At 64.3% G+C, this 25,163-nt stretch carries 23 protein-coding genes; 9 read left to right on the top strand and 14 right to left on the bottom strand.

Features of this window, described 5'->3' with window-relative positions; translation table 11 throughout:
- Position 1: 1 nt before the first annotated feature.
- The 3 genes from VDP79_RS14100 to VDP79_RS14090 are packed head-to-tail and all read right to left on the bottom strand — an operon-like array spanning position 2 to position 2,517.
- Entirely contained in the window at positions 2-895 is an 894-nt protein-coding gene (locus VDP79_RS14100) for a DMT family transporter (protein ID WP_323018790.1), read from the bottom strand.
- A 10-nt stretch (positions 896-905) separates the two neighbouring features.
- Positions 906-1,589 carry a maleylacetoacetate isomerase gene (gene maiA / locus VDP79_RS14095; protein ID WP_323018789.1) on the bottom strand — a complete coding sequence of 228 codons (684 nt, stop codon included), beginning with the start codon at positions 1,587-1,589 and terminating at the stop codon, positions 906-908.
- A gap of 16 nt (positions 1,590-1,605) precedes the next feature.
- Positions 1,606-2,517 carry a LysR family transcriptional regulator gene (locus tag VDP79_RS14090; RefSeq protein WP_323018788.1) on the bottom strand — a complete coding sequence of 304 codons (912 nt, stop codon included), beginning with the start codon at positions 2,515-2,517 and terminating at the stop codon, positions 1,606-1,608.
- 221 nt (positions 2,518-2,738) lie between these two features.
- Between VDP79_RS14090 and gcl the strand changes: the two genes are divergently transcribed.
- From gcl to VDP79_RS14055, 7 genes are all read left to right on the top strand, one after another.
- Positions 2,739-4,520 (top strand): glyoxylate carboligase, encoded by a 1,782-nt coding sequence (gene gcl / locus VDP79_RS14085; RefSeq protein ID WP_323018787.1) that lies wholly within the window; start codon positions 2,739-2,741, stop codon positions 4,518-4,520.
- A gap of 60 nt (positions 4,521-4,580) precedes the next feature.
- A complete protein-coding gene (gene hyi / locus VDP79_RS14080) occupies positions 4,581-5,357 on the top strand; it encodes a hydroxypyruvate isomerase (RefSeq protein ID WP_323018786.1) in 777 nt (258 codons plus the stop codon).
- Positions 5,358-5,394: 37 nt separating this feature from the next.
- Positions 5,395-6,279, top strand: coding sequence for a 2-hydroxy-3-oxopropionate reductase (locus tag VDP79_RS14075; protein WP_323018785.1), 885 nt, complete (start codon positions 5,395-5,397; stop codon positions 6,277-6,279).
- A 97-nt stretch (positions 6,280-6,376) separates the two neighbouring features.
- Positions 6,377-7,636: a glycerate kinase gene (locus VDP79_RS14070; protein ID WP_323018784.1), complete on the top strand. Its 1,260-nt coding sequence runs from the start codon at positions 6,377-6,379 to the stop codon at positions 7,634-7,636.
- Between the two features lie 28 nt (positions 7,637-7,664).
- Entirely contained in the window at positions 7,665-8,108 is a 444-nt protein-coding gene (locus VDP79_RS14065) for a GlcG/HbpS family heme-binding protein (RefSeq protein WP_323018783.1), read from the top strand.
- Positions 8,105-9,529: a pyruvate kinase gene (pyk, locus tag VDP79_RS14060; RefSeq protein ID WP_323018782.1), complete on the top strand. Its 1,425-nt coding sequence runs from the start codon at positions 8,105-8,107 to the stop codon at positions 9,527-9,529. The genes VDP79_RS14065 and pyk overlap by 4 nt, the downstream gene beginning before the upstream one ends.
- A gap of 176 nt (positions 9,530-9,705) precedes the next feature.
- Positions 9,706-11,880, top strand: a complete 2,175-nt coding sequence (locus VDP79_RS14055; RefSeq protein ID WP_323018781.1) for a malate synthase G — start codon at positions 9,706-9,708, stop codon at positions 11,878-11,880.
- A gap of 114 nt (positions 11,881-11,994) precedes the next feature.
- Here VDP79_RS14055 and VDP79_RS14050 read toward each other — a convergent pair whose 3' ends face one another.
- Positions 11,995-13,185: an acetylornithine transaminase gene (locus tag VDP79_RS14050; RefSeq protein WP_323018780.1), complete on the bottom strand. Its 1,191-nt coding sequence runs from the start codon at positions 13,183-13,185 to the stop codon at positions 11,995-11,997.
- 66 nt (positions 13,186-13,251) lie between these two features.
- Positions 13,252-14,136, bottom strand: coding sequence for an EamA family transporter (locus VDP79_RS14045; RefSeq protein ID WP_323018779.1), 885 nt, complete (start codon positions 14,134-14,136; stop codon positions 13,252-13,254).
- 150 nt (positions 14,137-14,286) lie between these two features.
- Between VDP79_RS14045 and VDP79_RS14040 the strand changes: the two genes are divergently transcribed.
- Positions 14,287-15,159 (top strand): MOSC domain-containing protein, encoded by an 873-nt coding sequence (locus VDP79_RS14040; RefSeq protein WP_323018778.1) that lies wholly within the window; start codon positions 14,287-14,289, stop codon positions 15,157-15,159.
- On the opposite strand, the gene VDP79_RS14035 is transcribed toward VDP79_RS14040, so the two are convergent.
- The 6 genes from VDP79_RS14035 to dinB all read right to left on the bottom strand — a co-directional run bounded on the left by VDP79_RS14035 (position 15,111) and on the right by dinB (position 22,013).
- Positions 15,111-16,052: a precorrin-2 dehydrogenase/sirohydrochlorin ferrochelatase family protein gene (locus tag VDP79_RS14035; RefSeq protein WP_323018777.1), complete on the bottom strand. Its 942-nt coding sequence runs from the start codon at positions 16,050-16,052 to the stop codon at positions 15,111-15,113. The genes VDP79_RS14040 and VDP79_RS14035 overlap by 49 nt on opposite strands.
- Complete coding sequence (cobA, locus tag VDP79_RS14030; RefSeq protein WP_323018776.1) at positions 16,049-16,861, bottom strand: uroporphyrinogen-III C-methyltransferase; 813 nt, start codon at positions 16,859-16,861, stop codon at positions 16,049-16,051. The genes VDP79_RS14035 and cobA overlap by 4 nt, the downstream gene beginning before the upstream one ends.
- 4 nt (positions 16,862-16,865) lie before the next feature.
- Positions 16,866-17,282 carry a nitrite reductase small subunit NirD gene (gene nirD / locus VDP79_RS14025; RefSeq protein WP_323018775.1) on the bottom strand — a complete coding sequence of 139 codons (417 nt, stop codon included), beginning with the start codon at positions 17,280-17,282 and terminating at the stop codon, positions 16,866-16,868.
- The gene (gene nirB, locus VDP79_RS14020) at positions 17,279-19,849 is read right to left on the bottom strand and encodes a nitrite reductase large subunit NirB (protein WP_323018774.1); all 2,571 of its coding nucleotides are present in this window, start codon (positions 19,847-19,849) and stop codon (positions 17,279-17,281) included. The genes nirD and nirB overlap by 4 nt, the downstream gene beginning before the upstream one ends.
- A gap of 29 nt (positions 19,850-19,878) precedes the next feature.
- Positions 19,879-20,718, bottom strand: coding sequence for a formate/nitrite transporter family protein (locus VDP79_RS14015; RefSeq protein ID WP_323018773.1), 840 nt, complete (start codon positions 20,716-20,718; stop codon positions 19,879-19,881).
- 161 nt (positions 20,719-20,879) lie between these two features.
- Positions 20,880-22,013 carry a DNA polymerase IV gene (gene dinB, locus VDP79_RS14010; RefSeq protein WP_323018772.1) on the bottom strand — a complete coding sequence of 378 codons (1,134 nt, stop codon included), beginning with the start codon at positions 22,011-22,013 and terminating at the stop codon, positions 20,880-20,882.
- 121 nt (positions 22,014-22,134) lie between these two features.
- On the opposite strand from dinB, the gene VDP79_RS14005 reads away from it, so the two are divergent.
- Positions 22,135-22,419, top strand: coding sequence for a heavy-metal-associated domain-containing protein (locus VDP79_RS14005; protein ID WP_323018771.1), 285 nt, complete (start codon positions 22,135-22,137; stop codon positions 22,417-22,419).
- A gap of 170 nt (positions 22,420-22,589) precedes the next feature.
- On the opposite strand, the gene VDP79_RS14000 is transcribed toward VDP79_RS14005, so the two are convergent.
- The 3 genes from VDP79_RS14000 to VDP79_RS13990 form a co-directional block, all read right to left on the bottom strand.
- Positions 22,590-23,861 (bottom strand): nitrate/nitrite transporter, encoded by a 1,272-nt coding sequence (locus VDP79_RS14000; RefSeq protein ID WP_323018770.1) that lies wholly within the window; start codon positions 23,859-23,861, stop codon positions 22,590-22,592.
- Positions 23,862-24,066: 205 nt separating this feature from the next.
- The gene (locus tag VDP79_RS13995) at positions 24,067-24,492 is read right to left on the bottom strand and encodes an organic hydroperoxide resistance protein (RefSeq protein WP_323018769.1); all 426 of its coding nucleotides are present in this window, start codon (positions 24,490-24,492) and stop codon (positions 24,067-24,069) included.
- A gap of 121 nt (positions 24,493-24,613) precedes the next feature.
- Positions 24,614-25,108, bottom strand: a complete 495-nt coding sequence (locus VDP79_RS13990) for a MarR family transcriptional regulator (protein ID WP_323018768.1) — start codon at positions 25,106-25,108, stop codon at positions 24,614-24,616.
- Positions 25,109-25,163: the final 55 nt, after the last annotated feature.

Here is a 25,163-nt window from a genome sequence, read left to right as displayed (position 1 = left end):
GCTATTTCTGGGCGGATCGCATGCTGACCACGACCAAGGCGATCCCGATCAGCACCATGCCGGTCAGTTCCAGCACACCGGGCTGTTCGCCCAGCTGCAGCCAGCCTGCCAGCACGCCGACCACGGGCACGCCCAACGCCGACATGCTGGCCACACCGGCTGACAGGTGCTGCAAAGCGAACAACCACAAAAACCAGGCCAGGGCCGTGGCGATGACGGCGTTATAAATCAGCGCCCCATAGAAATACGGCGCCGGATCGATCGGTTTTTCAGGCACCACCCACGCCGCCAGGCACAGGGCCAAAGCGCCGAACAGCATCTGCCAGGCCGTCAGCGGCAAGGCATCCATGGGATAGTCGCGCCGGATCCATTTGGCCACGATGGTCGCCAGCGCCCAGCACAGCCCGGCGGACACGGCCAGCAATTCGCTCATGAAATCGGCATGCAGGGTCCAGGGCTCCAAAATCAGGGTCAGCCCCAGCGCGGCCAGCGCCAGCGCCAGCCACTGCAGACCGCGCACCCGTTCCCCGAAAGCCACCCAGGCCATGGGGATCACCCAAAAGGGCATGGTATAGACCAGGATGGACGTCTTGCCGGCGCCGCCATGCAGCAGGGCGATCTGGATCAGGGCGGAAAACGCCCCCGTCTGCAGCACCCCCAGCAGGATGACGCGCCCCAGGGCCCGGATGCGCATCGGCCGGCGCAACACCGCCAGCACGGCCAGCAGCAACATGGCGCCAAACAGGGTGCGCAGGGCGGAAAAATCGAAAGGCCCGACGTAGGCCAGCACCGATTTCATCACCACCCAGTTGTAGCCCCAGCCTATCGCCATCCCGGCCAGCGCCAACAAGGCGAGACGTTCATTGCGGCGCGAGGAAATTTCCGGTGTTCTCATAGACCGCATTTTAGCCTGCCCCCGGGCGCACATCCTGTCTTTTCACCTGGGGATGCGCGTCCGGTTGGACATCCGGATGCGCGGCGCGGAAGGCCGGCAGATCACCGCAATAGACCGCGATACGCTCTATATTGGGATAGGCCGCCATATCGACCTGGAGACGGCGCGCATTGTGGACCTGAGGAATCAGGCAGCAATCCGCCAACCCCGGGTCATCCCCATGACAGCACCGTCCGGTGTCGGAAGACCGCAGATGCGCCTCCAGGGCCTGGAAGCCCACCATGACCCAATGCCGATACCAGTCGTCACGGGCGGGTTTCTCTATCTGCAGATCATGCGCCAGCCGGCGCAGCACCCGCAGATTATTCAAGGGATGAATATCGGCTGCGATGGACAAGGCCAGCGCCCGCACCCGGGCGCGGCCCACCGGATCCGGCGGCAACAGCGGCGGGGTCCTGTACACCTCGTCCAGGTACTCGATGATGGCCAGCGACTGAGTCAGGACGTGTCTGTCATCTACCAGCACCGGCACCAGACCTGCCGGATTGCGGTCCAGATAGGCCGCATCGCGCTGCTCGCCCCCGCCTTTTTTCAGTAGGTCAACAGGCACGATCCTGTAATCCAGCCCCTTCAGGCCCAAAGCGATGCGCACGCGATACGCCGCTGAGCTATTAAAAAAAAGAATAGAGTTCACGCATGATCCACCCCTTTCATCGCCCGCCTTCCCAGTACCCGGCCTGCTGGTAATGAAGCTTTAAATCATCAATGAAATAGCGCACCTTGGCCGGCAGATACCGCTGCTGCGGGTAGACCGCCTGGATGTCGTAGGCGGGCAGGGCGAATTCATCCAGCACCGTCACCAGTTCGCCGCGCTTCAGTTCACGCTGGATTTCCCAGGTAGAGCGCCAGCCGATGCCCAGGCCCTGGCGGACCCATTCATAAAGCAATTCGCCGTCATTGCACGCCAGATCCCCCCGCACCCGCACGGCAAAAGGCTTGCCGTCGCGCACGAAAGTCCAGCCGCGATGCTGACCGCCTTGCAGATTGAAGGCCAGGCAATTATGCCGCACCAGATCTTCGGGCACCCTGGGCACGCCATGCGATTCGAAATAGGCCGGGGTGCCGCAGACGACACGCTGGTTGGGAAACAGCCGCACCGCGACATAGTTCGGGTCCGTGACTTCGCCGATACGGATCGCCATGTCATAGCCCTCGCGCACCAGATCCACCACGCTGTCGGTGAAATTGAAGGACAGCGCCAGATCCGGGTAGCGCTGGCGAAACGCCAGCGCATGCGGCGCGACATGCTGGCGCCCGAACGACGCCGGCGCCGACACCACCAGATGGCCGCTCAGCGTGCGCCGGCGCGCGACGATGCTGGCGTCGGCTGCATCGAAATCCTGAATCAGCTGCTGGCATTGCTCCAGATAGCGTTCGCCCAGTTCGGTCAGCACCAGGCCGCGCGTCGAGCGGTGCATCAGCTGCACGCCCAGGCGCTTTTCCAACGCCGTCAGACGCCGCCCCATGACCACCGGCGTGACGCCTTCCACCAGGGCAGCCGCCGCGAAACTGCCCTTATCGGCAATCAATACAAAACTGCTGATGTCGGTATAGCGGCCCATGCTGGTCTCCGATGCCTGAAACAACTGCCATGTCCTTGTGCGACAGGGAATATCGATGCAATCAACGCCTCTCTTCCGTTCAGAAATTCTACTCCAGCTTTCTGTTATCAGATACTTATAGTATCGACAGAAACGAGACTCATGGGGATTCCTGTCCTGGATGCCTTTCTTTATGCTGGTTCCAGACTCGCAGACCTAACAGATCAGACCAAGGAGTAATCATGGCTCGGATGAGAGCAGTGGACGCCGCCGCGGCAGTCCTGCAAAAAGAAGGCATCACCACTTTGTTCGGCGTGCCCGGCGCCGCCATCAACCCGCTGTATTCCGCCCTGCGCAAGAACGGCGGCTTCAAACACGTGTTGGCGCGCCACGTCGAAGGCGCCTCGCACATGGCCGAAGGCTATACCCGCGCCCACCCCGGCAATATCGGCGTGTGTCTGGGCACCTCCGGCCCCGCCGGCACCGATATGATCACCGGCCTGTATTCCGCATCCGGCGACTCCATCCCCATCCTGTGCATCACCGGCCAGGCGCCGCGTGCGCAACTGCACAAGGAAAGCTTCCAGGCCGTGGACATCGAAACCATCGCCAAGCCGGTCACCAAATGGGCCGTGATGGCGCGTGAACCGGAACTGGTGCCGCGCATTCTGCAGCAGGCCTTCCACGTCATGCGCTCCGGGCGTCCCGGCCCGGTGCTGGTAGATCTGCCCTTTGATGTGCAGATGGCCGAAATCGAATTCGATATCGACACCTACGAACCGCTGCCGGTCTACCAGCCCGCCGCCTCGCCCGCCCAGGCGGCCAAGGCCGTGGCCATGCTGAACGCCTCCGAGCGCCCCCTGCTGGTAGCCGGCGGCGGGATCTTCAGCGCCGACGCCGCCGACCTGCTGCAGGAATTCGCCGAACTGACCGGCGTGCCCGTCATCCCGACCCTGATGGGCTGGGGCGTCATTCCTGACGACCACCCGCTGATGGCCGGCATGGTCGGCCTGCAGACCGCTCACCGCTATGCCAACGCCAGCCTGCTGGCCTCGGATTTCGTCATGGGCATCGGCAACCGCTGGGCCAACCGCCACACCGGCTCCACCGCCGTCTACACCGAAGGCCGCACGTTCGTGCACATCGACGTCGACCCCACCCAGATCGGCAAGGTCTTCGGCCCGGATTACGGCATCGCCTCCGACGCCGGCGCAGCCCTGCGTTTGATGATCGAGGAAGCCAAGCGCCTGAAAGCCGCCGACCAGCTGCGTGACCGCGGCGCCTGGGCGCAGGCATGCCGCGCACGCAAGGGCGAAAAATCCATGCAGCGCAAGACGCACTTTGACCAGGTGCCCTTGAAGCCGCAGCGCGTGTACGAAGAAATGAACAAGGCCTTTGGCCGCAATACCCGCTATGTGACCACCATCGGCCTGTCGCAGATCGCCGCTGCCCAGCTGCTGCACGTCTACGGCCCGCGCCACTGGATCAACGCCGGCCAGGCCGGCCCCCTGGGCTGGACTGTACCCGCGACCCTGGGCGTGGTGGCCGCCAATACCGGTGACGAAATCGTAGCGCTGTCGGGCGACTACGACTTCCAGTTCATGATCGAAGAACTGGCCGTCGGCGCGCAATTCAATCTGCCCTACATCCATATCGTGGTCAATAATGCCTATCTGGGCCTGATTCGCCAGTCGCAACGCGGCTTTGACATGGACTACTGCGTGCAGCTGGCCTTTGACAACATCAACGCGCCGGAAACCGACGGCTACGGCGTGGATCACGTCAAGGTCGCCGAAGGCCTGGGATGCAAGGCCATCCGCGTGAAAAAAGTCGAGGACATCCAGCCCGCCATTGCGCAGGCTCGCGCCTGGATCCAGGAATTCAAGGTCCCGGTGGTGGTCGAATTCATTCTGGAGCGCATCACCAATATCTCGATGGGCAACGACATCAACGCGATCAACGAGTTCGAGGAACTGGCCGAGCGCGGTGAAGACGCCCCCACCGCCATCACCCTGCTGGACTAAGACCGGCCCCGTGGCAGCCCCGCCGCGCAGGGCCGCCACGGAAACCCCAAGGAGTCACTCATGCCGAAATTTGCCGCCAATCTCTCGATGCTGTTCACCGAGATCGATTTTCTGGACCGCTTCGCCGCCGCCGCCAAAGCCGGTTTCCAAGGCGTCGAATACCTGTTTCCCTACGCCTACCCCAAAGAAGACCTGGCCAAGCGCCTGAAGGACAACGGTCTGGTCCAGGTGCTGCACAACCTGCCCGCCGGCGACTGGGACGCCGGTGAGCGCGGCATCGCCTGCCACCCGGACCGCGTCGAAGAGTTCAAGCAAGGCGTCGCCCGGGCCATCGATTACGCTCAGGCCCTGGGCTGCACCCAGGTGAACTGCCTGGCCGGCAAGGTTCCGGCCGGTGTCGACCAGGCCGCCGCGCACCAGACCTTTGTGAACAACCTGCGCTTTGCCGCCGCCGAACTGAAAAAGGCCGGCATCCGCCTGGTCATCGAGCCCATCAATACCTTCGACATCCCCGGCTTTTTCCTGAGCCGCACGGATCAGGCCCTGGCCATCATCGCCGAGGTCGGCTCCGACAATCTGCACGTGCAATACGACATCTATCACGCGCAGCGCATGGAAGGCGAGCTGGGCAATACGATCAGCAAGCATCTGGGGTCCATCGGTCACATCCAACTGGCCGACAACCCCGGGCGCAACGAACCCGGCACGGGCGAAATCAACTATCGCTGGCTGCTGCGCCACATCGACCAGACCGGCTACACGGGCTGGATCGGCTGCGAATACAAACCCGCCGCCCGCACTGAAGACGGTCTGGGCTGGATCCAGGCGCTGGCCTGACACAGACACCCCCACACGAACATCAAGGAGCACTCACATGGCTAATATCGGTTTCATCGGTCTGGGTATCATGGGCACCCCCATGGCGGCCAATCTCATCCAGGGCGGCCACACGCTGGTCACCTACACCGTGGGCAAGACCCCGCAAAGCCTGCTGGACGCGGGCGCCAAGGCGCTGGCCAACAGCACTGAAGTCGCCAAGGCATCCGACATCATCATCGTCATGGTGCCCGACACCCCGGACGTCGAAGCCGTCCTGTTCGGTGAAAACGGCGTGGCCGCCGGCCTGTCCAAGGGCAAGATCGTGATCGACATGAGCTCGATCTCGCCCGTCGCCACCAAGGAATTCGCCAAGAAGATCAACGCCCTGGGCTGCGAATACCTGGACGCCCCGGTGTCCGGCGGAGAAGTCGGCGCCAAGGCCGCCAGCCTGACCATCATGATCGGCGGCAGCCAGGCGGCCTTTGACCAATGCCAATCGATCTTCGAGCTGATGGGCAAGAACATCACCCTGGTCGGCGGCAACGGCGACGGCCAGACCACCAAGGTCGCCAACCAGATCATCGTCGCCCTGACCATCGAAGCCGTGGGCGAAGCCCTGGTGCTGGCCTCCAAGGCCGGCGCCGATCCGGCCAAGGTGCGCCAGGCCCTGATGGGCGGTTTTGCCAGCTCGCGCATCCTGGAAGTGCACGGCGAGCGCATGGTCAAGCGCACCTTTGACCCGGGCTTTCGCATCAATCTGCACCAGAAGGACCTGAACCTGGCCCTGACCACCGCGCGCCAGCTGGGTCTGTCTTTGCCCAGCACCGCCGTGGCCCAGGAACTGTTCAACTCCTGCGTGGCGCACGGCGGCGCGGCATGGGATCATTCCGGCATGGTGCGCGCGCTGGAGATCATGGCTAACCACGAGATCGGCCAGTAAACCGCTGCCGGCATCCCGGATCACGCGACGGGACCTGAACCCCCAGGCCCCGCCGCGCGAATCCGCTGTTTTGCACTGCCTCTTGCACGGACGTCTCATGACAGAACCCCGCGATCTTCTGACCCGCATGTTCCAGGCCGCCGTGCGCGCTGCCCAGCCGGAACACTGCATCCCCGCCTTTTTGCCGACGCCCCCCAAGGGCCGCACCATCGTGATCGGCGCAGGCAAGGCCTCAGCCGCCATGGCGCAGGCGTTTGAAAAACACTGGCCGGGTCCGCTGGAAGGCGTCATCGTCACCCGCTACGGCTACGCCGTGCCCTGCGAACGCCTGGAAATCCTGGAAGCCGCCCACCCGGTCCCCGACGAAGCCGGCGAACACGCCGCCCAGCGCCTGTTCGATCAAGTGCGGGACCTGACAGCCGACGACCTGGTGATCTGTCTGATTTCCGGCGGCGGATCGTCGCTGCTGCCCGTGCCGGGCGCTGGCGTCACCCTGGCCGACAAGCAGGCCATCAACCGCGCCCTGCTGAAATCCGGCGCGACGATTGCCGAGATGAACTGCGTGCGCCGCCACCTGTCTGGCATCAAGGGTGGACGCCTGGCGGCCGCCTGCGCCCCCGCGCGCGTGATCAATCTGCTGATTTCCGACGTGCCCGGCGACCAGCCCAACGACATTGCCTCCGGCCCCACGGTCGCTGACCCCAGCACCTGCGCCGATGCGCTGGACATCGTGCGCCGCTACGGCATCGCCCTGCCGGCGGGCGCCCGCGCCCTGCTGGAATCGGGCCGAGGCGAAACCCTGAAGCCCGGCGACCCGCTGCTGGCCCGCGTGGAAACCCATCTGATCGCCACCCCGCAGATGGCGCTGGAAGCCGCCGCCGACGTGGCCCGCGCTGCCGGCATCACCCCGGTGCTGCTGGGCGACCGCATCGAGGGCGAAGCCCGTGACGTGGGCAAGGTGCTGGCTGGCATCGCCTTGCAGGTCCACGCCCACGGCCAACCCGTGCCCGCACCCTGCGTATTGTTGTCGGGCGGTGAAACCACCGTCACCGTGCGCGGCCAAGGCCGCGGCGGACGCAATGTGGAATGCCTGCTGTCCACCGCCATCGCCCTGGACGGCGCCAGCAACATCTACGCCCTGGCGGGCGATACGGACGGCGTCGATGGCCAGGAGGAAATCGCCGGCGCCCTGATCACCCCCGATACCCTGGCCCGCGCCTGGATGGCCGGCATGCCGCCTCGCGCCCACCTGGACGATAACGACGGCCACGGATTCTTCGAGCGCCTGGGAGATTCCCTGATCACCGGCCCGACCCTGACCAACGTCAATGATTTTCGCGCCATCCTGATCCTGTGACAGGACGGTTCGCCAAAGGAGACACCGCATGAAAACAATTCGTGTCCTGACCCTGGACGATGCCCGCCGCATGGCGGCCGCCGCCGAGGACGAAGCCCGCCAGAACGGCTGGAATGTCAGCATCGCCATCTGTGACGCCGGCGGCTACCCGCTCTGGCTGCAACGCATGGATGCCGCGCCGATCATGAGCGCCATGGTCGCCCCTGACAAGGCGCGCGCCTGCGTGCTCAGCGGCAAACCCAGCAAAGTCTACGAAGACATGGTCAATCAGGGCCGCATCGCCGCCCTGTCCATGCCGGTCGTGCCCCTGGAAGGCGGCGAACCCATTTACTACGACAGCCTGGTGGTCGGCGCCGTCGGCGTATCGGGCGTGCAAGCCGGCCAGGACGCCCAGGTCGCCCGCGCCGGCGTCGCCGCGCTGGACGGTCCGGCCCACCTGGCCGAACACCTGTACCAAGGAAAACCGGCATGAGCACCGAACGCCGCGCCCGCATCCTGGCGACTCTGGGCCCCGCCAGCTCCACCCCAGAACAGATCCGCGCCCTGGTCGATGCCGGCGCCAATGTCTTTCGCCTGAACTTCAGCCACGGCAGCCACGAAGACCATGCCGAACGCTACCGCATCATCCGTCAGATCGAACAGGACATCGGCCGTCCCATCGGCATTCTGATGGATCTGCAAGGCCCCAAGCTGCGGGTCGGAAAAATCGGCGGCGGCAAGATCACCCTGCAGGCGGGCCAGGACTTTCGCCTGGATCTGGACCCGGCCGAAGGCAATACGCAACGCGCCAACCTGCCGCACCCGGAAATCTTCGCCGCCCTGGAAGACGGCACCGACCTGCTGCTGGACGATGGCAAGCTGCGCCTGCGCGTGGACCGCCACGGCCCGGACTTCGCCGAGACCACCGTCATGGTGGGCGGCCCCTTGTCCGACCGCAAAGGCGTGAACGTGCCAGGCGTCATCCTGCCGATTTCTCCCCTGACCCCGAAAGACCGCGCCGATCTGGCCTTTGGCCTGTCGCTGGGCGTGGACTGGGTGGCGCTGTCGTTTGTGCAGCGTCCCGAAGACATCATCGAGGCCCGCAGCCTGATCGGCGACCAGGCCTGGATCATGGCGAAACTGGAAAAACCCGCCGCCATCGATCATCTGGACGCCATCATCGACCAGGCCGACGGCATCATGGTCGCCCGCGGCGACCTGGGCGTAGAACTGCCGCCGCAGCGCGTGCCGGTGCTGCAGCAACGCATCGTGCGCCATGCCCGCGCCGCCGGCAAACCCGTGGTGGTCGCCACCCAGATGCTGGAATCCATGATCACCGCCCCGGTGCCCACACGGGCCGAAGCGTCCGACGTGGCCACCGCCGTCTACAGCGGGGCGGACGCCGTCATGCTGTCCGCCGAATCGGCATCCGGCCAATATCCGCTCGAAGCCGTCACCATCATGGCCCGCATCATCTGCGAGGTGGAGGCCGATCCTTCCTGGCGAGCCAACCTGGACGCCACCCACAGCCCCGCCGAATCCAACATCCCGGACGCCATTTGCTGTGCGCTGCGCCGCGTGGCGGGCCTGCTGGAGCCTGCTGCTACCGTTGCCTACACAGCGTCGGGATTCAGCGCCCTGCGGGCCTGCCGCGAACGGCCCATCACGCCGATTCTGGCACTGACCTCCGAGCAACGCACGGCCCGCCGCCTGGCGCTGGCCTGGGGCGTGCGCCCGGTGCACTTTCCCGAGCAGCTGCAGGAATCCAGCGAAATGATCCGCTGCGCCACGGACGCCGCCCGACAGTCGGGGCTGGCTGCACCGGGCGACACGCTGATCGTCATTGCCGGCCTGCCGTTTGGCCGCAGCGGCAGCACCAACCTGCTGCACATCGCCCAGGTGCCGGAAAAATAAGCAGTATCTGCACTGGCATATAGCCGGCCCGCTTCTTAGGATGCGGGCCTTTTCTTTGTGACATCAATGCCTTAGCCAGAATCGCACAACCTGCAGGCCCTCTTCATCACCCTTTAACTCTTATAGAAGACTGCCTATAATCCTGGGATTGATCTTCAGATTAGCCAAGGACCATCATGACCGATCGCATTTCCAGCCATGGACTCCAGGTCGCAGCCGTGCTGCACCAGTTCCTCGAACAGGAAGCACTGCCCGGCACCGGGGTGCAGCCCGCCGCCTTCTGGGAAGGGCTGGCGGCGATCGTGCATGATCTGGCGCCGAAAAACCGCGCCCTGCTGGCCGAACGCGACCGCATCCAGGCCGCCATGGACGACTGGTACGGCCAGCACCCCGGCCCCATCGCCGACCCGGCTGCCTACCGCGCCTTTTTGCACCAGATCGGCTACCTGAAAGACGCCCCGGCCAAGGTCGCCGTGACCACCGCCAACGTCGATACGGAAATCACGGCGCAAGCCGGCCCGCAGCTGGTCGTGCCGGTCATGAACGCCCGCTACGCCCTGAACGCCGCCAATGCACGCTGGGGCAGCCTGTACGACGCCCTGTACGGCACCGACGCCATCCCCGATACGGATGGCGCCGCACGCGGCAACAGCTACAACCCGGTGCGCGGCGCCCGTGTCATCGCCTTCGCCCGCCAATTCCTGAACGACAGCATCACCCTGGCGCAGGGCTCGCACAGCGACGCCACCGGCTATGCCGTCGTCAACGGCGAACTGCAGGTCACGCTGAAAGACGGCGCGACCACGCGTCTGGCCGATGCCCAGGCATTCCTGGGCCATCGCGGCGACGCTGCCGCGCCTCAGGCCCTGGTGTTCCGCCATCACGGCCTGCACTTTGAAATCCAGTTCGACGCCCAATCGCCCATCGGCAAGACCGACGCCGCCCACATCAAGGACGTGGTCGTCGAATCCGCCCTGACCACCATCATGGACTGCGAGGACTCGATCGCCGCCGTCGACGCCGACGACAAGGTCGTCGCCTACCGCAACTGGCTGGGCCTGATGAAGGGCGACCTGTCCGAAGACCTGGTGAAGGGCGGCAAGACCATCACCCGCCGCCTGAACCCGGACCGCGAATACGTCGCCCGCGACGGCGGCACCGGAACCCTGCATAGCCGCGCCCTGATGTTCGTGCGCAATGTCGGCCACCTGATGACGAACCCCGCCATCCTCGACCGCGACGGCCTGGAAATCCCCGAAGGCATCCTGGATGCCGTGTGCACGTCGCTGATCGCCGTCCACGACCTGAAGGCCCGCAAGAACTCCCGCACCGGATCCATCTACATCGTCAAGCCGAAAATGCACGGCCCCGACGAAGTCGCCTTTGCCAGCGAAGTCTTTGGCCGCGTCGAAACGCTGCTGGGCCTGGCGCCCAACACCATCAAGATGGGCATCATGGACGAAGAACGCCGCACCAGCGTCAATCTGAAAGCCTGCATCGCCGCCGCCACCGAACGCGTGGTATTCATCAACACAGGGTTCCTGGACCGCACGGGCGACGAACTGCACACGTCCATGCGCGCCGGCGTCATGGTGCGCAAGCACGACATGAAATCCCAGGCCTGGATCCAGGCCTACGAGCTGAACAACGTGCAGACCGGCCTGGAATGCGGCTTGCGCGGCCATGCCCAGATCGGCAAGGGCATGTGGGCCATGCCGGACCTGATGGCCGCCATGCTCGAACAGAAAATCGGCCAGGTCAGGGCCGGCGGCAACACGGCCTGGGTGCCGTCGCCGACCGCCGCTACACTGCATGCCCTGCACTACCATCAGGTCGATGTGGTCGAAGTGCAAAAGTCCCTGGAAGGCCGCCACGAGGACTACACCGACCGCATCCTGACCGTGCCGGTGACTGCCGCCCCCACCTGGACGCCCAAACAGATCCAGCAGGAACTGGACAACAACTGCCAAGGCATCCTGGGCTACGTGGTGCGCTGGATCGACCAAGGCGTGGGCTGCTCGAAAGTCCCCGACATCCATGACGTCGGCCTGATGGAAGACCGCGCCACGCTGCGGATTTCCAGCCAGCACATCGTCAACTGGCTGCTGCACGGCGTCACCAACCGCGCCCAGGTTGAAGAAACCCTGCGCCGCATGTCTGCCGTCGTGGACAAGCAAAACGCCGGCGACGACGTCTACGAACCCATGGACGGCCATTTCGACACATCCTGCGCTTTCAAGGCCGCCAGCGATCTGATCTTCAAGGGCCTGGAACAGCCCAACGGCTACACCGAACCGCTGCTGCACCACTGGCGTCAGGTGAAAAAAGCCGAACTGGCTGCGAAAGCTTGATGCGGCGCTGACCGCTGGGCCGCTGATCGGCTCCTGCTCCCAAAAAAACGCCGCTGTGGCATGCCACAGCGGCGTTTTTTTATCCTGCGCCGCCGAACGGGCGGCACAGAAGAATCAACCGCGCACCTGCGCCACCAGATCATCCAGCCAGGCCAGCATGGTGTCGATTTCATCGGCCGACACGTTCAGGGCCGGCATGAAGCGCAACAGATTGCCGCGCGGCGCATTCAGCAGCAGGCCTTCTGGCGTCCGCTCCCGGGCGGCGGCCACCAGGGCCGGGCCGTCGTCGCGATCCATGATCAAGGCGCGCAACAGACCCACGCCGCGCTCGCCCTGCATGCCCCATTTGTCCGACAAAGCCAGCAGGCCGTCCGACAGCTGACGCGCGCGTTCATTGATGGCATCCATGAATCCAGGCGCTGCCAGCACATCGAATACCGCCACCCCGACCGCCGTCATCAAAGGGTTGCCGTTGTAGGTGCCGCCCTGGTCGCCATGCTCGAAGCAGCAGACGGCCTCGCGGGCACACATCGCCGCCAGCGGCACGCCGCCGCCGATGCCCTTGCCCAGGGTCATGATGTCGGGTTCGATGCCCGCGTGCTGATAGGCGAACATGCGGCCAGTGCGGCCCATGCCGGTCTGCACCTCGTCCACGATCAGCAACAGCCCCCGTTCACGCGTCAACGCACGCAGCTCCTGCAGAAATTCGCGTGTCGCCGGGATGACGCCAGCCTCGCCCTGCACGGGTTCCAGCATCACCGCCACGGTCTGATCGTCGATCAGGGCGCGCACAGAGTCCAGATCATTCAGATCGGCCTTGGGGAAACCGTCGACCTGCGGCGCGAATTTCGTATCCCAGCCCGCCTTGCCGGACGCCGACATGGTCGCCAGCGTGCGGCCATGAAAGCCATGATCGAACGTGATGATCTTATAGGCGCCCTTGCGGTGCAGCTGCCCCCATTTACGGGCCAGTTTGATGGCGCCTTCGTTGGCTTCCGCCCCGCTATTGGCGAAAAACACCCGGTCGAAGCAGGACGCACCCACGATGCGCTTGGCCAGATCGATGGACGGCTGGTTGTAGAACGCCGGCGAAGGATTGATCAAGGCGCGCGATTGATGCGCCAGCGCGTCGATCATCGCAGCCGGGTTATGCCCCAGACAGTTCACCGCCCAACCCTGGATGAAGTCCAGGTACCGCTTGCCCGCGCTGTCCTGCAGCCAGGAACCCTGTCCGCTGACAAAGACCAGTTCAGGACGCGACGTAATTTCCATCAGGGCATTGATCCCTGCACGATCGATGGTCATGAGTATGAATCCCAGTAAAAACGATGGCCTGACCCACCAGGCGCCAAAACGCCCATTTTAGGTCGGTTACGAGCGGTTCCGAAGCAGGGCGGCCCAGCGGGCGCCAAACAGATTGATGGTCAGTCCGATCAATACCACAAAGCCGCCCAGCCACTGCCACAAACCCAGCTTTTCACCCAGAACCCAATCCGCACACAACAGGCCGACCACCGGGATCAGCAAGCTCAGCGGCGCGATACGGGCCACCGGATGGCGCGCCAGCAACCGCCCCCACAGCACATAGCCGATCAGTGTCGCCACCCCCGACAAATACGCCACGACCGCCACGGCTTGCCAGCTGATGTGCAGCAAGCTGTCCAGCATGCGGTCCGGACCCTCGAACACCGCCGACAGCAATAAAAACGGAATCGGCGGCAACAGCGCGCCCCACACCACCATGGACAGCATGCGCACCTGGCCCGTGCATTTCAGGACGATATTGCCGCACGCCCAGCTGAACGCCGCCAACAACGTCAGCAGAAATCCCACGAGGGGCACCGTCGTCGAGCCCGCGCCGGCGTTCAGCATCACCAAACCGGCGATCGCCAGACCGATGCCCAGCACATGATGCGCACGGATGGATTCGTGCAGCACCAGCGCGGCGATCGCCACGGTGAAAAACGCCTGGGCCTGCAGTACCAGCGACGCCAGCCCCGCCGGCATGCCCAGATAGATGGCCAGGAACAGAAAGACGAACTGCCCCAGACAGATGGTGAGCCCGTACCCTGCCACATACCGCCAGGGAACCGCTGGCCGAGGGACGAAAAAAACCGCCGGAAAAGCGACGAACAAGAACCGCAAGGCCCCCAACAGCATCGGCGGGATCTCATCCACACCGAATTTGATGACGACGAAATTCGCCCCCCAGACCACGATGACGACCAGGGCGGCCAGAATGTCTTTCAAGGGCATGGGGACTCCAGTAGCCGGCGCCTCTAGCGAGCGCCGCAAACTCTGCATGCTACGTCAAATTCTTCCGGATGCGGGCGCTGTGCGCGCCCCGTCGAACCTTGTCCGGCTTGCGCTTAGAATAAGCGCTTCGCCATTGACCGAATCGCCGCCATGCGTCTGGCCATCCACAGCCTCTACAGTTATCCCGTCAAATCCTGCGCCGGCATCGCCCATGATCGCATCCGCGTCAGCAGCGCCGGGCTGGAATACGACCGCCACTGGGTCATCGTCGATGCACAAGGCATCTTCATGACCCAGCGCCAGCACCCCCGCATGGTGCTGATCCAGCCTGCACCCCAGCCGGATGGCGTGTGGCTGAAAGCGCCCGACCAGCCGGATTGTTTTGCGCCGGTCATCGGCGGCGAACAAACCGCCGTCCCCGTCACCATCTGGGGCGCCGAGACCATCGGCGCTGATCAGGGCGATGATGTCGCCCGCTGGCTAAGCGGCTTCCTAGGCGTATCCTGCCGACTGCTGCACGTCCACCCCCAGGCGCACCGCCTGGCCAGCATGCGTCACATGACGCAATGGATCCAGACCCACCCGGACTGGCCGCAATCCTTTCTGCCAGTGGACCGCCACGCCTTCGCTTTTGCCGACGGCTTTCCGTTTCTGGTCACGAACCAGCATTCTCTGGACGAGCTGAACGCGCAGTTGGCTGAAGGCGGCCATCCGGCGGCGGACATGATCCGCTTTCGGCCCAACATCGTGCTACAGGGACTGGAGCCCTACGACGAGGATCATCTGGCGGGCTTTCGCACCGGCAAGCTGGGGTTTGCCTTCGTCAAAGCATGCGCCCGCTGCCCCATCCCCAACGTGGATCCCCAGACCGGTCATACCGCCCCCGAACCCGGCCGCACACTGGCCCGGCATCGGCAGTTCGAGCAAGGCGTGCTGTTCGGCATGAACGCCATCGCCGCCCTGCCGGACGGCGATCACTGGCTGCAGGCGGGTGACGCCATCGAGCCGGAATTCGACTTCTGATCCTGTTCCGCCAGCAGGATGACAGCACGCCGATAGCCTGCGCACAGCTCCAACGCCCCGGCGGCGTCCGAACCCGCAGACAAGACGCGGCGGTCCGCATCCCGGCGAGCCATGTCCAGCCACGGCGCGGGCAGGTCGGGCTCATGCACCAGCACCTCGGCCTCGTTCATGGCCCGCAGCTCATTCAGTGTCAGGCGCCCCGGGTCTGCCGGACACACTGTGATCCACGTCACCCGACACGCCAGCGGCGCCTCGGTCGCTGCGCTCGCCAGGCGGCAGCGCAGCAGCTCTTCCGCGCCCGGCACATCGCCCTGACGCAGCCGCACCGGCACGGGACCGTCATGCAGCCAATCGTAGAACCGGCAGCGCGCCCCAGGATCGGGATACGCCTGGCGGATAGCCTGGCGATGCCGATCCGCCAGCGCCATCAACGCACCCAGCGAAGCATCGAACAGCGCTTCGATCCGTTCTCTGACACGCCGGGCCAGGACGGGCGCCGCCCCCGACGAGGACACGGCAATCACCAGGGGGGACCGATCCACCACGGCCGGGACCTGAAACGAGGACAGACCGGGGTCATCCACGACATTGGCCAGCACACCGCGTGCGTCCGCCGCCATCCTGACCTGGGCATTGACCCGGCGATCCCCGGTCGCCGCGATGACCAACCAGGCCGCGTCCAGCCAGTCCGACTGGAACGGTCCGGGCAAATAGGTCAGACAAGCTGTGTCCGCCCAGCGCCGCAGCGCTGCCGTCAGGCGCGGCGCCCCCACGCGAACAGACGCTCCGCACTTCAGCAGGGAACGCACTTTGCGCTCCGCCACGACGCCTCCCCCGACCACCAGCACCGGTCGCCCCGTCAGGTCCGCGAACAGCGGATAAAGGGGCTTCATGCCGAGCAGGCCAGGGTGGGCGCCCGGCAGTCCTGAGCCCAGGCCACGAGATCTGGATCCGCGAGAGCGACCACCTGCCCGACCACGATCAGGCAAGGCGACGCCAGATCGCTGCGGTGAGAGACCGTCCCCAGCTCCGCCAGCCCGCACCGGATCGCCTGCTGCGCCGAGGTCGTCCCGCCGGCGATGAGCGCAACGGGCGTCGCCCCGGACAGGCCGCGCAGCATCAGTTCGACTCCGATCCGATGCGCCTGGGACAAACCCATGTAAAACACCAATGTGCGCTGCCGCCCGGCCGCCAGGGCGGACCAGTCCGGACCATCGGCCCCATCCTGGCGATGCGCGGCGACCAGGCAAACCTCGGCTGCCAGATCACGATGGGTCAGCGGAATGCCGGTCGCCGCTGCGCAGCCGGATGCCGCCGTCACCCCCGGAATGATCGACACCGGCACCCCCTGTTGGCGCAAGGAGACCATTTCCTCTCCCCCGCGCCCGAAGACGAAGGGATCGCCGCCCTTCAGGCGGACAACCAGGCGGCCCGCTCTTGCGTGGGTTGCCAGCAAGACATGGATGCCGTCCTGGGGAACGCTGTGCCGACCGGCCTGCTTGCCCACGGAAATCCGCAGGGCATCCGGCCGGCAGTGCGCGAGCAGCGCGATCGGAGCCAGACGGTCGTAGATCACCACATCGGCAGCCTGCAGGACGCGCATACCTTTCAGGGTGATCAGATCGGGATCGCCGGGGCCGGCGCCCACCAGCCAGACGTGTCCCATCGTCCCCGGATGTGCCGGCAAAGGTGGGTTCATCATCGCATCAGGTCCCATGATCCGGCTCCCCCAGAACGCGATCCGTCGGACGGCTCAGACGCAGAACGCCCTCTTCGTCCACCCGCGCCAGCCAGCAGCGGACGCGCACGCCGACATCCTCCAGGCATTCCCCGGTATCCAGGAAAAAGTGCTGTTTGTACATGGGCGAGGCCACCACGGGTCGCCCCCCCAGTTCGCCGACGATTCCACGCGCCAACACGGCGACACCGCAGAAAGGATCCACGTGGTCGATGGCGAACAGCCCTGCCTCCGTCATGAAGACAGCGATCCGCTCACCGAATGCCCGAACGGCTACGCCAGCATCCGGGATCAGGTCTTCATGACGGCAGACCGCCTGCCAACACGGCGCATCCCTCTGCAGCGCCTCTGGACGGGAAGCATGCAGGCCTATGATCTTCTTCATTCGACCTCCGCCTGGATTGTCAGCGCCTCGCGCTCCTGCACTGTGGCCGGACGGATCTGACCGCGTTCCCGCACGTGAACGATCTGTTCATCGGGCGCGTCATCATTGACGAAGGAACGGAACCGCCGCAAGGCCTGCTCGTCCTTCAGGGTTGCGGCCCATTCGCACTCGTATCGATCCACGAGGCGCTGCATCTGGGCTTCCAGCTCTGAGCCCAGACCCAGGCTGTCGTTCACAACGACGTCCCTCAGGTAATCCAGGCCACCTTCCAGGTTCTCGCGCCAGCCCGCCGTGCGCTGCAGCTTGTCCGCCGTGCGGATATAGAACATCAGGAAGCGGTCGATGTACCGGATCAGCGTCTCGTCATCCAGATCCGAGGCCAGCAGTTCCGCATGACGAGGCCGCATGCCGCCGTTACCGCACACATACAGGTTCCAGCCCTTGTCCGTGGCGATGACCCCGACGTCCTTGCTCTGCGCCTCGGCGCATTCGCGCGTGCAGCCGGACGCCGCCATCTTGATCTTGTGGGGCGCGCGCAATCCCCGATAGCGTTGCTCCAGGCGGATGGCCAGTCCCACTGAATCCTGCACGCCGAAGCGGCACCAAGTGCTGCCGACACACGACTTGGCCGTGCGCAGGGCCTTGCCATAGGCATGCCCGGACTCGAAACCTGCATCGATCAGTTCCTGCCAGATCAGCGGCAGCTGTTCCAGGCGCGCGCCGAACAGATCGATCCGCTGACCGCCGGTGATCTTGGTATACAAGCCATATTTGCGGGCCAGCTCGCCGATGACGATCAGCTTCTCAGGCGTGATCTCCCCGGCCGGGATGCGAGGCACCACGGAATAGGTACCGTCCTTCTGCAGATTGCCCAGATAGGCGTCATTGCTATCCTGCAGCGGGGCGTGCTGGGGGGCCAACACGAAGTCATTCCAGCACGAGGCAAAGATCGACGCAGCCACCGGCTTGCAGAGGTCGCACCCCTTTCCCGTGCCATGCAGGGCGATCAGACGCTTGAAATCGCGGATGTCGTTGACGCGAACCAGGTGATAGAGTTCTTGCCGGCTGTAGCGGAAATGCTCACACAGACCATGATCGACGGCCACCCCCAGCCGTTCCAGCTCCCGGTCCAGTATCTGCTTCACCAACGGCATGCAGCCGCCGCAGGTGGTGCCCGCACGGGTCTTGGCTTTCAGGTCGCCCAGGGTGGCGCAACCATCAGCGATGGCGCTGCACAATGTCCCCTTGCTCACCTGATTGCAGGAGCAGATCTGCGCTGTGTCCGGCAGTGCGTCCACGCCCAACGCGGGGGCGGCGCCTGCCACCGGCGCGATCAATGCGGCCGGCTGCGCCGGCAGGGGCAGGCCATTCGTAAAGTACTGATCCAGCATGCCGAACGACGCCGTATCGCCTACCAGCACTGCGCCCAACAGACGCTTCCCGCCGGTATCCATCACCAGCTTCTTATAGACCCCCGCCAAAGCATCCTCGAACACGCAACACACACTGCCCTGCGTGCGGCCCTGCGCATCGCCGATCGATGCAACATCCACCCCCAGCAACTTCAGTTTGGTGCTGGGCTGGCTGCCCTGAAAGACCACGCCCTCGTCGCCTTCCAGGTGAGCCGCGCAAACCCTTGCCATCTCATAGCCAGGCGACACCAAGCCAAAGGTGCTGCCCTGCCAGCTGGCAACCTCGCCGATCGCATAAATCGCCGGGTCCGAGCTGCGGCAGCGTTCGTCAATCACGACGCCTCCCCGAGGGCCGATCACCAGACCGCAGCTGTGCGCCAGACGGTCGCAGGGCCGGATGCCCGCCGAAAACACCACCATGTCGGCCTCCAACAGCCCCCCATCCGAGAACTTCAGGCGCAAAGGCGAGCGCAAGCCCCTGCCGATGGACGAAGTCGTCTTGGATGTGTGGACATGGAGGCCCAGCGCCTCGATCTTGCCGCGCAGCAGACGCCCGCCGGACTCATCGAGCTGCGTCGCCATCAGCCAAGGCGAGAATTCGACGACATGGGTATCCAGCCCCAGGCCATGCAGGGCGCGTGCGGCCTCCAGGCCCAACAAGCCGCCGCCGATGACGACGCCCCGACGGCTGCCCGCCGCGCGCGCCTGGATGGCCGCCACATCCTCGAGCGTCCGATACGGCAAGCACCCAGGCCGATCTGCCCCCTCGATCGGCGGAATGAAAGGATTGGACCCCATCGCCAGCACCAGTCGGTCATAGAGATAGAATTCCTCGTCCGTGACGTGGACGCGGCGCCGTGCGCGGTCGATCCAGGCCGCCTTCTTGCCGCGCAACACAGTGATGCCATGAGTCTCGAAGAACACCTCGTCGGACAGAGCCAGGTCCTGCGGGTCCGCCCCGACAAAACACTGGCTCAGCTGCACGCGGTCATATGCCAGCCGGGGTTCGCCGCACAGCACCGTGATGCTGTCGCCCTGCCCGCGCCGGACCAGTTCTTCCAGCAGGCGCTGGCCGACCATGCCATTGCCGATGACAAGCAGGCGTTTCCTGCTAACCGGAGAGGTCCCGTACTCACTCGAAGGGATAGACTTCATATCGATTCCAGAAAATTGAGGGCGAACGCTCAGACCCGCGAGGACGAAGGACCCAGCGGCGTGCCTGGACCGGCTTCGAAGGACACGACATCCGCGGACGAATCGACCGCAGCCGTTGAGGCGATCCGGTAGGCGCCGGCCACAAACACGGCGCCGCCGACGATATTGCCCAGCGTCACCCAACCCAGATTCCAGAACATGCCACCCAGGCTCACCGTGTCTGGATGGTTGCCGGCAAGCGCCAGCAGCAGCAACGTCATATTGGCCACACTATGCTCGTAGCCACTGCCGACGAAGGCCAGCAGGCACCAGAAGATCACGATGCAGCGAGCGCTGTCGGACGACACCCGAGCCGACATCCAGACCGCCAGACAGACCAGCCAGTTGCACAGGACGGCACGGGCGAACAGGCTGGCGCCGCCGGCAGTCATCTTGTGCGCGGCTGCCGTCATCACGAGCCCCTGCGGATCGTCCAGAAGACCGCCGCCACCGCCCATCACGAACAGACCGACCAGCACCAAGGCGCCGCACAGATTGCCCACCCAACTCGCGCACAGGACGGTCGCCGCATCGGCCCAGGTGCCCCGTCCCCGGTAGCGCCGCAACGCCATCACCATGGTGTGGCCGGTGAACAGTTCAGCGCCGGCAATGACGACCAGGATCAGGGCAATTCCAAAGGTCGCGCCCATTGCCAGCGGACGCAAAGCCGACGGAATGGAGCTTCCCAGCGTAAAGATCAGGATGATGCCCAATCCGATATAGGCGCCCGCCAACATGCAGGCGACAAAGAACCCCTGGGGCTTCCTGCGCAGCTGGCTGAGCTTGGCATCGGCGGCGCGCACAAAACCATTGATCGTTTCGTCGTACATGAGACTCTCCCGTCTGTGTCCAGTGATACATCAGGGAAAGCAAACAACATGCCAACTCTAGGCCGCGCGTCTTTGCCAGAGAAGGAATACTCCGGCCGGGCATTGCCCAGCGCGCCGGTTGCGTCAAGGTGGTGCATCACGCACCAGAACCGTGATCCGGCTCAGTACAAGGAAAGCTGCACGGGATGCGGCGCAGAGCCGGCATTATCCACCGGCTGCAGCTTGCTGGCCCGCACGCCCAGCAGGCGCAAGCGGCGATCCAGCGTAACGCGTTTCAGGCATTGCCCGGCGGCGCGATGAATGGCATCGGCATCCCCGATAGCTTCATCCAGCGTCAGGTCGCGCGTCACGACCCGGAAATCGTCAAAGCGCAGCTTGATCCCGATGGTGGCTCCGTGCACCTGCTTGCGCGCCAGATCCTGGGCCAGGTGTTCACAGAGTTCGCGGAAAATCCCGGACAGCAACATCCGGTCCCGGACCACGTGCAGATCGCGCTCGAATGTCGTTTCCCGGCTGATCGAACGCGGTTCGGATTCCATCACCACCGGCCGGTCATCTATGCCGTGAGCCACATCCAGCAGCCATCGCGCCATCCCCAGGCCGAATGCTTCTTGCAACTGATCCGGGGCGGCGGTGGCCAACTGCGCGATCGTCTCGATCCCCATGCCCTGCAGGCGGCGAGTCGCCTTGGGGCCGATGCCATTGACCTTTGATACCGGCAGCGGCCAGATGCGGCGCTGCAGATCCCCCGGCCCGATCAGCGTCAAGCCATCGGGTTTGTCCAGATCCGAGGCGATCTTGGACAGCAGCTTATTGGGCGAAATCCCGATAGAGCAGACCAGGCCCGTCGCGTCGCGCACTGCCTGCTTCAGCTGCCGCCCCAGAGTCTCTGAATCCTGCGGCAGATCGGTCAGGTCGATGTAGATTTCATCGATCCCGCGATCTTCCATCTGCGGGGCGATGGCGGCCACCGCCGCCTTGAACAGGTGTGAATAATGACGATAAGCGGGGAAATTCACCGGCAGCAGCACGGCATCGGGGGCCAGGCGCGCCGCCTTCATCATGCCCATGGCCGAATGCACCCCAAAAGCCCTGGCCTCGTATGTCGCCGTGGTGATGACGCCGCGCCCGACATAGTCACGCAATCGCGCATAGCGACCATCACGAGGGGCTTCGCCGCGCCCTCCGATCACGACCGGCTGCCCGTGCAATTCGGGATAGCGCAACAATTCCACGGAAGCGAAAAACGCATCCATATCCAGATGGGCGATACGGCGGGCGGGGGACTCAGGCATCTTTGACATCCTGACGCCAAAAGCGGGCAGGCACTGCTATACTAGCCGACTCTTAAGGTATATTTAAAATGTATCTATAACCCCGCCCTACCCAGGGGCATTTCCCCGTTCGCGAGGACCTATGCAAGCCGAAACCCTGAAACGATCTTCCCAGAAAACTGCGACCCTGCGCCTGGTAGGCCTGCGCGGCCCGGCATGCGCCGACAAGCTGGACCAAGTCCTGTCCGCGCTGCCTGGCGTGTCCCAGGTCAGCGTGTCGCTGGCCGATGAGAAAGCCACCGTCACCTTTGATACCGCGCAGGCATCCACCCAGCGCATCCAGGTCGCCGTCGCCGACGCCGGCTACGAAGCCCTGAAGCCCGTTCACGGCGAAGACGGCAACTGCTGCGGCGGGTGCGGGGGATAATTCCAGACACATGACAGCCCCTGCGGGCTGTCATGCGCAGGAATTATCCGAGGCGCTTGCAAGCGCCGAGGTGGGACGGCGCCGCACCCTGCGGACTGCGTTCTGCCAAATTTATCCGAGCGGCCTGCAGGCCGCGAGGTGGATGCCCGGACTCCCCTCGGCCTACCTCATCACGCATGGTCCATCAGTTCGGTACCGGCCCGCGGCGCGCGCCGGTACGAATAGTGCATGAACACCAGCGACACGCAGACCGATCCGTACAGCAGCATGAAGGCGCTGGAATACACCCCAGTGATATCCAGCAAGGCGCCGAACATGATCGGCAGGATGAAGCCTCCCAGGCCGCCAGCCAGCCCCACGACGCCAGACACAGCGCCGATATTGTCTGAATAGTCGTCGCTGATGAACTTGAAGACCGACGCCTTGCCGATCGCCATGGCCACCCCGACGATGAACAGCAGGATCGTGAATGCCGTGGCATTCAGGCCGATATGCAGCGACACCGGGCCGCTCAAGGTCTGGATCGTCATCTGTGTCTGCGGATAGGACAGCAGGAAAAAACACACCCAGCACACCCACATCACCCACCAGGTCACGGTGTAGGCGCCGAAACGATCCGAAAACCAGCCGCCCAGAGCCCGCAGCACGCCGCCCGGCAGGGAAAAGATCATGGCCAGGAAAGCGGCCAGGGTCAGATCGAAACCGTATTCGGCCACATAGTATTTGGTGATCCACAGGGCCAAGGCCACATAGCCCCCGAACACGACCGAATAATATTGGCAGTACCGCCAGACGCGGGGGTCCTTCAGTACGCTCAGCTGCTGCAGCATTCCGGTACCGGACGATACGCGATGGACAGGATCTGTATGGCTGAACAACCAGAACAGGATCGCCGTGCCCAGCATCAGGGCGGCATACACCTTGGGCAACATGGCCCAGCCGAATGCACCGATGATCAGCGGCGCCACGAACATATTCAGGGCCGAACCCGAATTACCCGCGCCGAACACCCCCATGGCAAAGCCCCGGCGCTCTGGCACGAACCAGCGGGCGACATAAGGGGTACCCACAGAAAACGTACCGCCCGCCAGCCCGACGAACAAAGCCAGCACCAGAAACTGCGTATACGTTTCCGCATAAGCCATCAGATACAGAGGCGGCACACAGACCAGCAGGACCAGAAGAAATACGATCCGGCCGCCAAAACGATCCGTCAGCATGCCCAAAGGCACCCGGATCAGCGACCCCGTCAGCACCGGCGTCGCAATCAGCAGGCCGAACTGGGTTTCATTCAGGCTCAGCTCTGTTTTCAACGGCACGCCCAGCACCGAAAACATGGTCCAGATGGCAAAGCAGACCGTGAACGCGAAGGTGCTGGAAAACAGGACGGACAGCGCTTGACGCGATGCGGACCCGGATGGGGGCAGTGTCTCAGGTGGCATGATGGTCTCCCATGGCGAAAATCATTTCGCCCAGAAAACGATCATATCCCTATTGCTTGTGCTGTTATTTGACCTGAATCATCCGAACTCAGGACAGTGAAATGGCCGGTCGGGCGCCCGCGCATTGGAAAAGGGCCTCGTCCAATCCGAACGAGGCCCTTTCCAGGCGAGACGCAACCCGCCGACCGTCGGGCACGGGTCCTGCTTACTGCACCGTCAGCGTGACCTTGATGTTGTTGCGCGTGGCGTTGGAATACGGGCACACCACGTGGGCCTTTTGTACCAGGTCGTTCAGCTTGGCATGATCCACGCCTGCGGCGGTGATTTTCAGTTCCACGGCAATACCGAATCCGGTGGGGATCGGGCCGACACCCACGGAACCTGCCACCTGCGTATCAGCCGGCAGTGTGACGTTTTCCTTGCCGGCGACCAGTTTCAAGGCCCCCAGAAAGCAGGCGGAATACCCGGCTGCAAACAATTGTTCCGGATTGGTGCCGGGGCCGGCATCACCGCCCAGTTCCTTGGGGACGGACAGCTTGATATCCAGGCGGCCATCCGAAGATTTGGCGCTGCCGTCGCGGCCGCCCGTCGCGGAAGCATGGGCGGTGTAGAGAACGTTTTCAACTGTCATGGTTGGACTCCTGGCGGTGCAATTCAAAAAGAAAGTCTCGGCACCACCAGCGGCGACTTCCCAATCAGCGGACCGATCACGGCGCACGGATACCGGCAGACACCCTGCCTGGCCCATGCCCTTATCGTCCCGCCGTATGTTCCAACGTAGCCTGCGCACCCTGCAAATGCGCACGCAGTTCTTCCAGTTCGGCCTTCAGCACCTGCGCCTGGGCCGGCGTACAGCCAGTGGCGCACATGACGCCCTGCGGCACGGCATGCGCCCGCTGCTGCAATGCCCGCCCCGCCTGGGTCAGCGTGACCAGCACCTGGCGCTGATCAGCCTGGGCGCGATCCCTGCGCAGCAAGCCCAATGCCTGCAAGCGTTTCAGCAACGGCGTCAGCGTGGCCGAATCCAGGTACAGCCGATCCCCCAGAGCAGTCACCGTCAGGCCATCCGATTCCCACAGCACCAGCATGACCAGATACTGCGGATAGGTCAGCCCCAGTTCTGCCAGATGGCGGCGGTAGACCTTGCCCATGGCCAGATGTGCCGAATACAGCGCAAAGCACAGCTGAGCGTCCAGCGTCAGGTAGGCGGGTGGCGGGGTTGCCGGGATAGCGGGTTTTGAAGACATAGGCATATATTAAATAGCATGCTATTTAATTGCAAGCTATTTATATTCCAGATAC

Source organism: Castellaniella sp., from assembly GCF_034675905.1.
GTDB lineage: Bacteria > Pseudomonadota > Gammaproteobacteria > Burkholderiales > Burkholderiaceae_B > Castellaniella.
Note: the sequence above shows the minus strand (reverse complement) of the source record. Positions and strands in the feature narration are given on the sequence as shown.

Coding starts and splice junctions, on each gene's coding strand:
- VDP79_RS14100 (WP_323018790.1), bottom strand. CDS start 895: ATGAGAACACCGGAAATTTCCTCGCGCCGCAATGAACGTCTCGCCTTG.
- VDP79_RS14090 (WP_323018788.1), bottom strand. CDS start 2,517: ATGGGCCGCTATACCGACATCAGCAGTTTTGTATTGATTGCCGATAAG.
- gcl (WP_323018787.1), top strand. CDS start 2,739: ATGGCTCGGATGAGAGCAGTGGACGCCGCCGCGGCAGTCCTGCAAAAA.
- hyi (WP_323018786.1), top strand. CDS start 4,581: ATGCCGAAATTTGCCGCCAATCTCTCGATGCTGTTCACCGAGATCGAT.
- VDP79_RS14075 (WP_323018785.1), top strand. CDS start 5,395: ATGGCTAATATCGGTTTCATCGGTCTGGGTATCATGGGCACCCCCATG.
- VDP79_RS14070 (WP_323018784.1), top strand. CDS start 6,377: ATGACAGAACCCCGCGATCTTCTGACCCGCATGTTCCAGGCCGCCGTG.
- VDP79_RS14065 (WP_323018783.1), top strand. CDS start 7,665: ATGAAAACAATTCGTGTCCTGACCCTGGACGATGCCCGCCGCATGGCG.
- pyk (WP_323018782.1), top strand. CDS start 8,105: ATGAGCACCGAACGCCGCGCCCGCATCCTGGCGACTCTGGGCCCCGCC.
- VDP79_RS14055 (WP_323018781.1), top strand. CDS start 9,706: ATGACCGATCGCATTTCCAGCCATGGACTCCAGGTCGCAGCCGTGCTG.
- VDP79_RS14050 (WP_323018780.1), bottom strand. CDS start 13,185: ATGACCATCGATCGTGCAGGGATCAATGCCCTGATGGAAATTACGTCG.
- VDP79_RS14045 (WP_323018779.1), bottom strand. CDS start 14,136: ATGCCCTTGAAAGACATTCTGGCCGCCCTGGTCGTCATCGTGGTCTGG.
- VDP79_RS14040 (WP_323018778.1), top strand. CDS start 14,287: ATGCGTCTGGCCATCCACAGCCTCTACAGTTATCCCGTCAAATCCTGC.
- VDP79_RS14035 (WP_323018777.1), bottom strand. CDS start 16,052: ATGAAGCCCCTTTATCCGCTGTTCGCGGACCTGACGGGGCGACCGGTG.
- cobA (WP_323018776.1), bottom strand. CDS start 16,861: ATGATGAACCCACCTTTGCCGGCACATCCGGGGACGATGGGACACGTC.
- nirD (WP_323018775.1), bottom strand. CDS start 17,282: ATGAAGAAGATCATAGGCCTGCATGCTTCCCGTCCAGAGGCGCTGCAG.
- nirB (WP_323018774.1), bottom strand. CDS start 19,849: ATGAAGTCTATCCCTTCGAGTGAGTACGGGACCTCTCCGGTTAGCAGG.
- VDP79_RS14015 (WP_323018773.1), bottom strand. CDS start 20,718: ATGTACGACGAAACGATCAATGGTTTTGTGCGCGCCGCCGATGCCAAG.
- dinB (WP_323018772.1), bottom strand. CDS start 22,013: ATGCCTGAGTCCCCCGCCCGCCGTATCGCCCATCTGGATATGGATGCG.
- VDP79_RS14005 (WP_323018771.1), top strand. CDS start 22,135: ATGCAAGCCGAAACCCTGAAACGATCTTCCCAGAAAACTGCGACCCTG.
- VDP79_RS14000 (WP_323018770.1), bottom strand. CDS start 23,861: ATGCCACCTGAGACACTGCCCCCATCCGGGTCCGCATCGCGTCAAGCG.
- VDP79_RS13995 (WP_323018769.1), bottom strand. CDS start 24,492: ATGACAGTTGAAAACGTTCTCTACACCGCCCATGCTTCCGCGACGGGC.
- VDP79_RS13990 (WP_323018768.1), bottom strand. CDS start 25,108: ATGTCTTCAAAACCCGCTATCCCGGCAACCCCGCCACCCGCCTACCTG.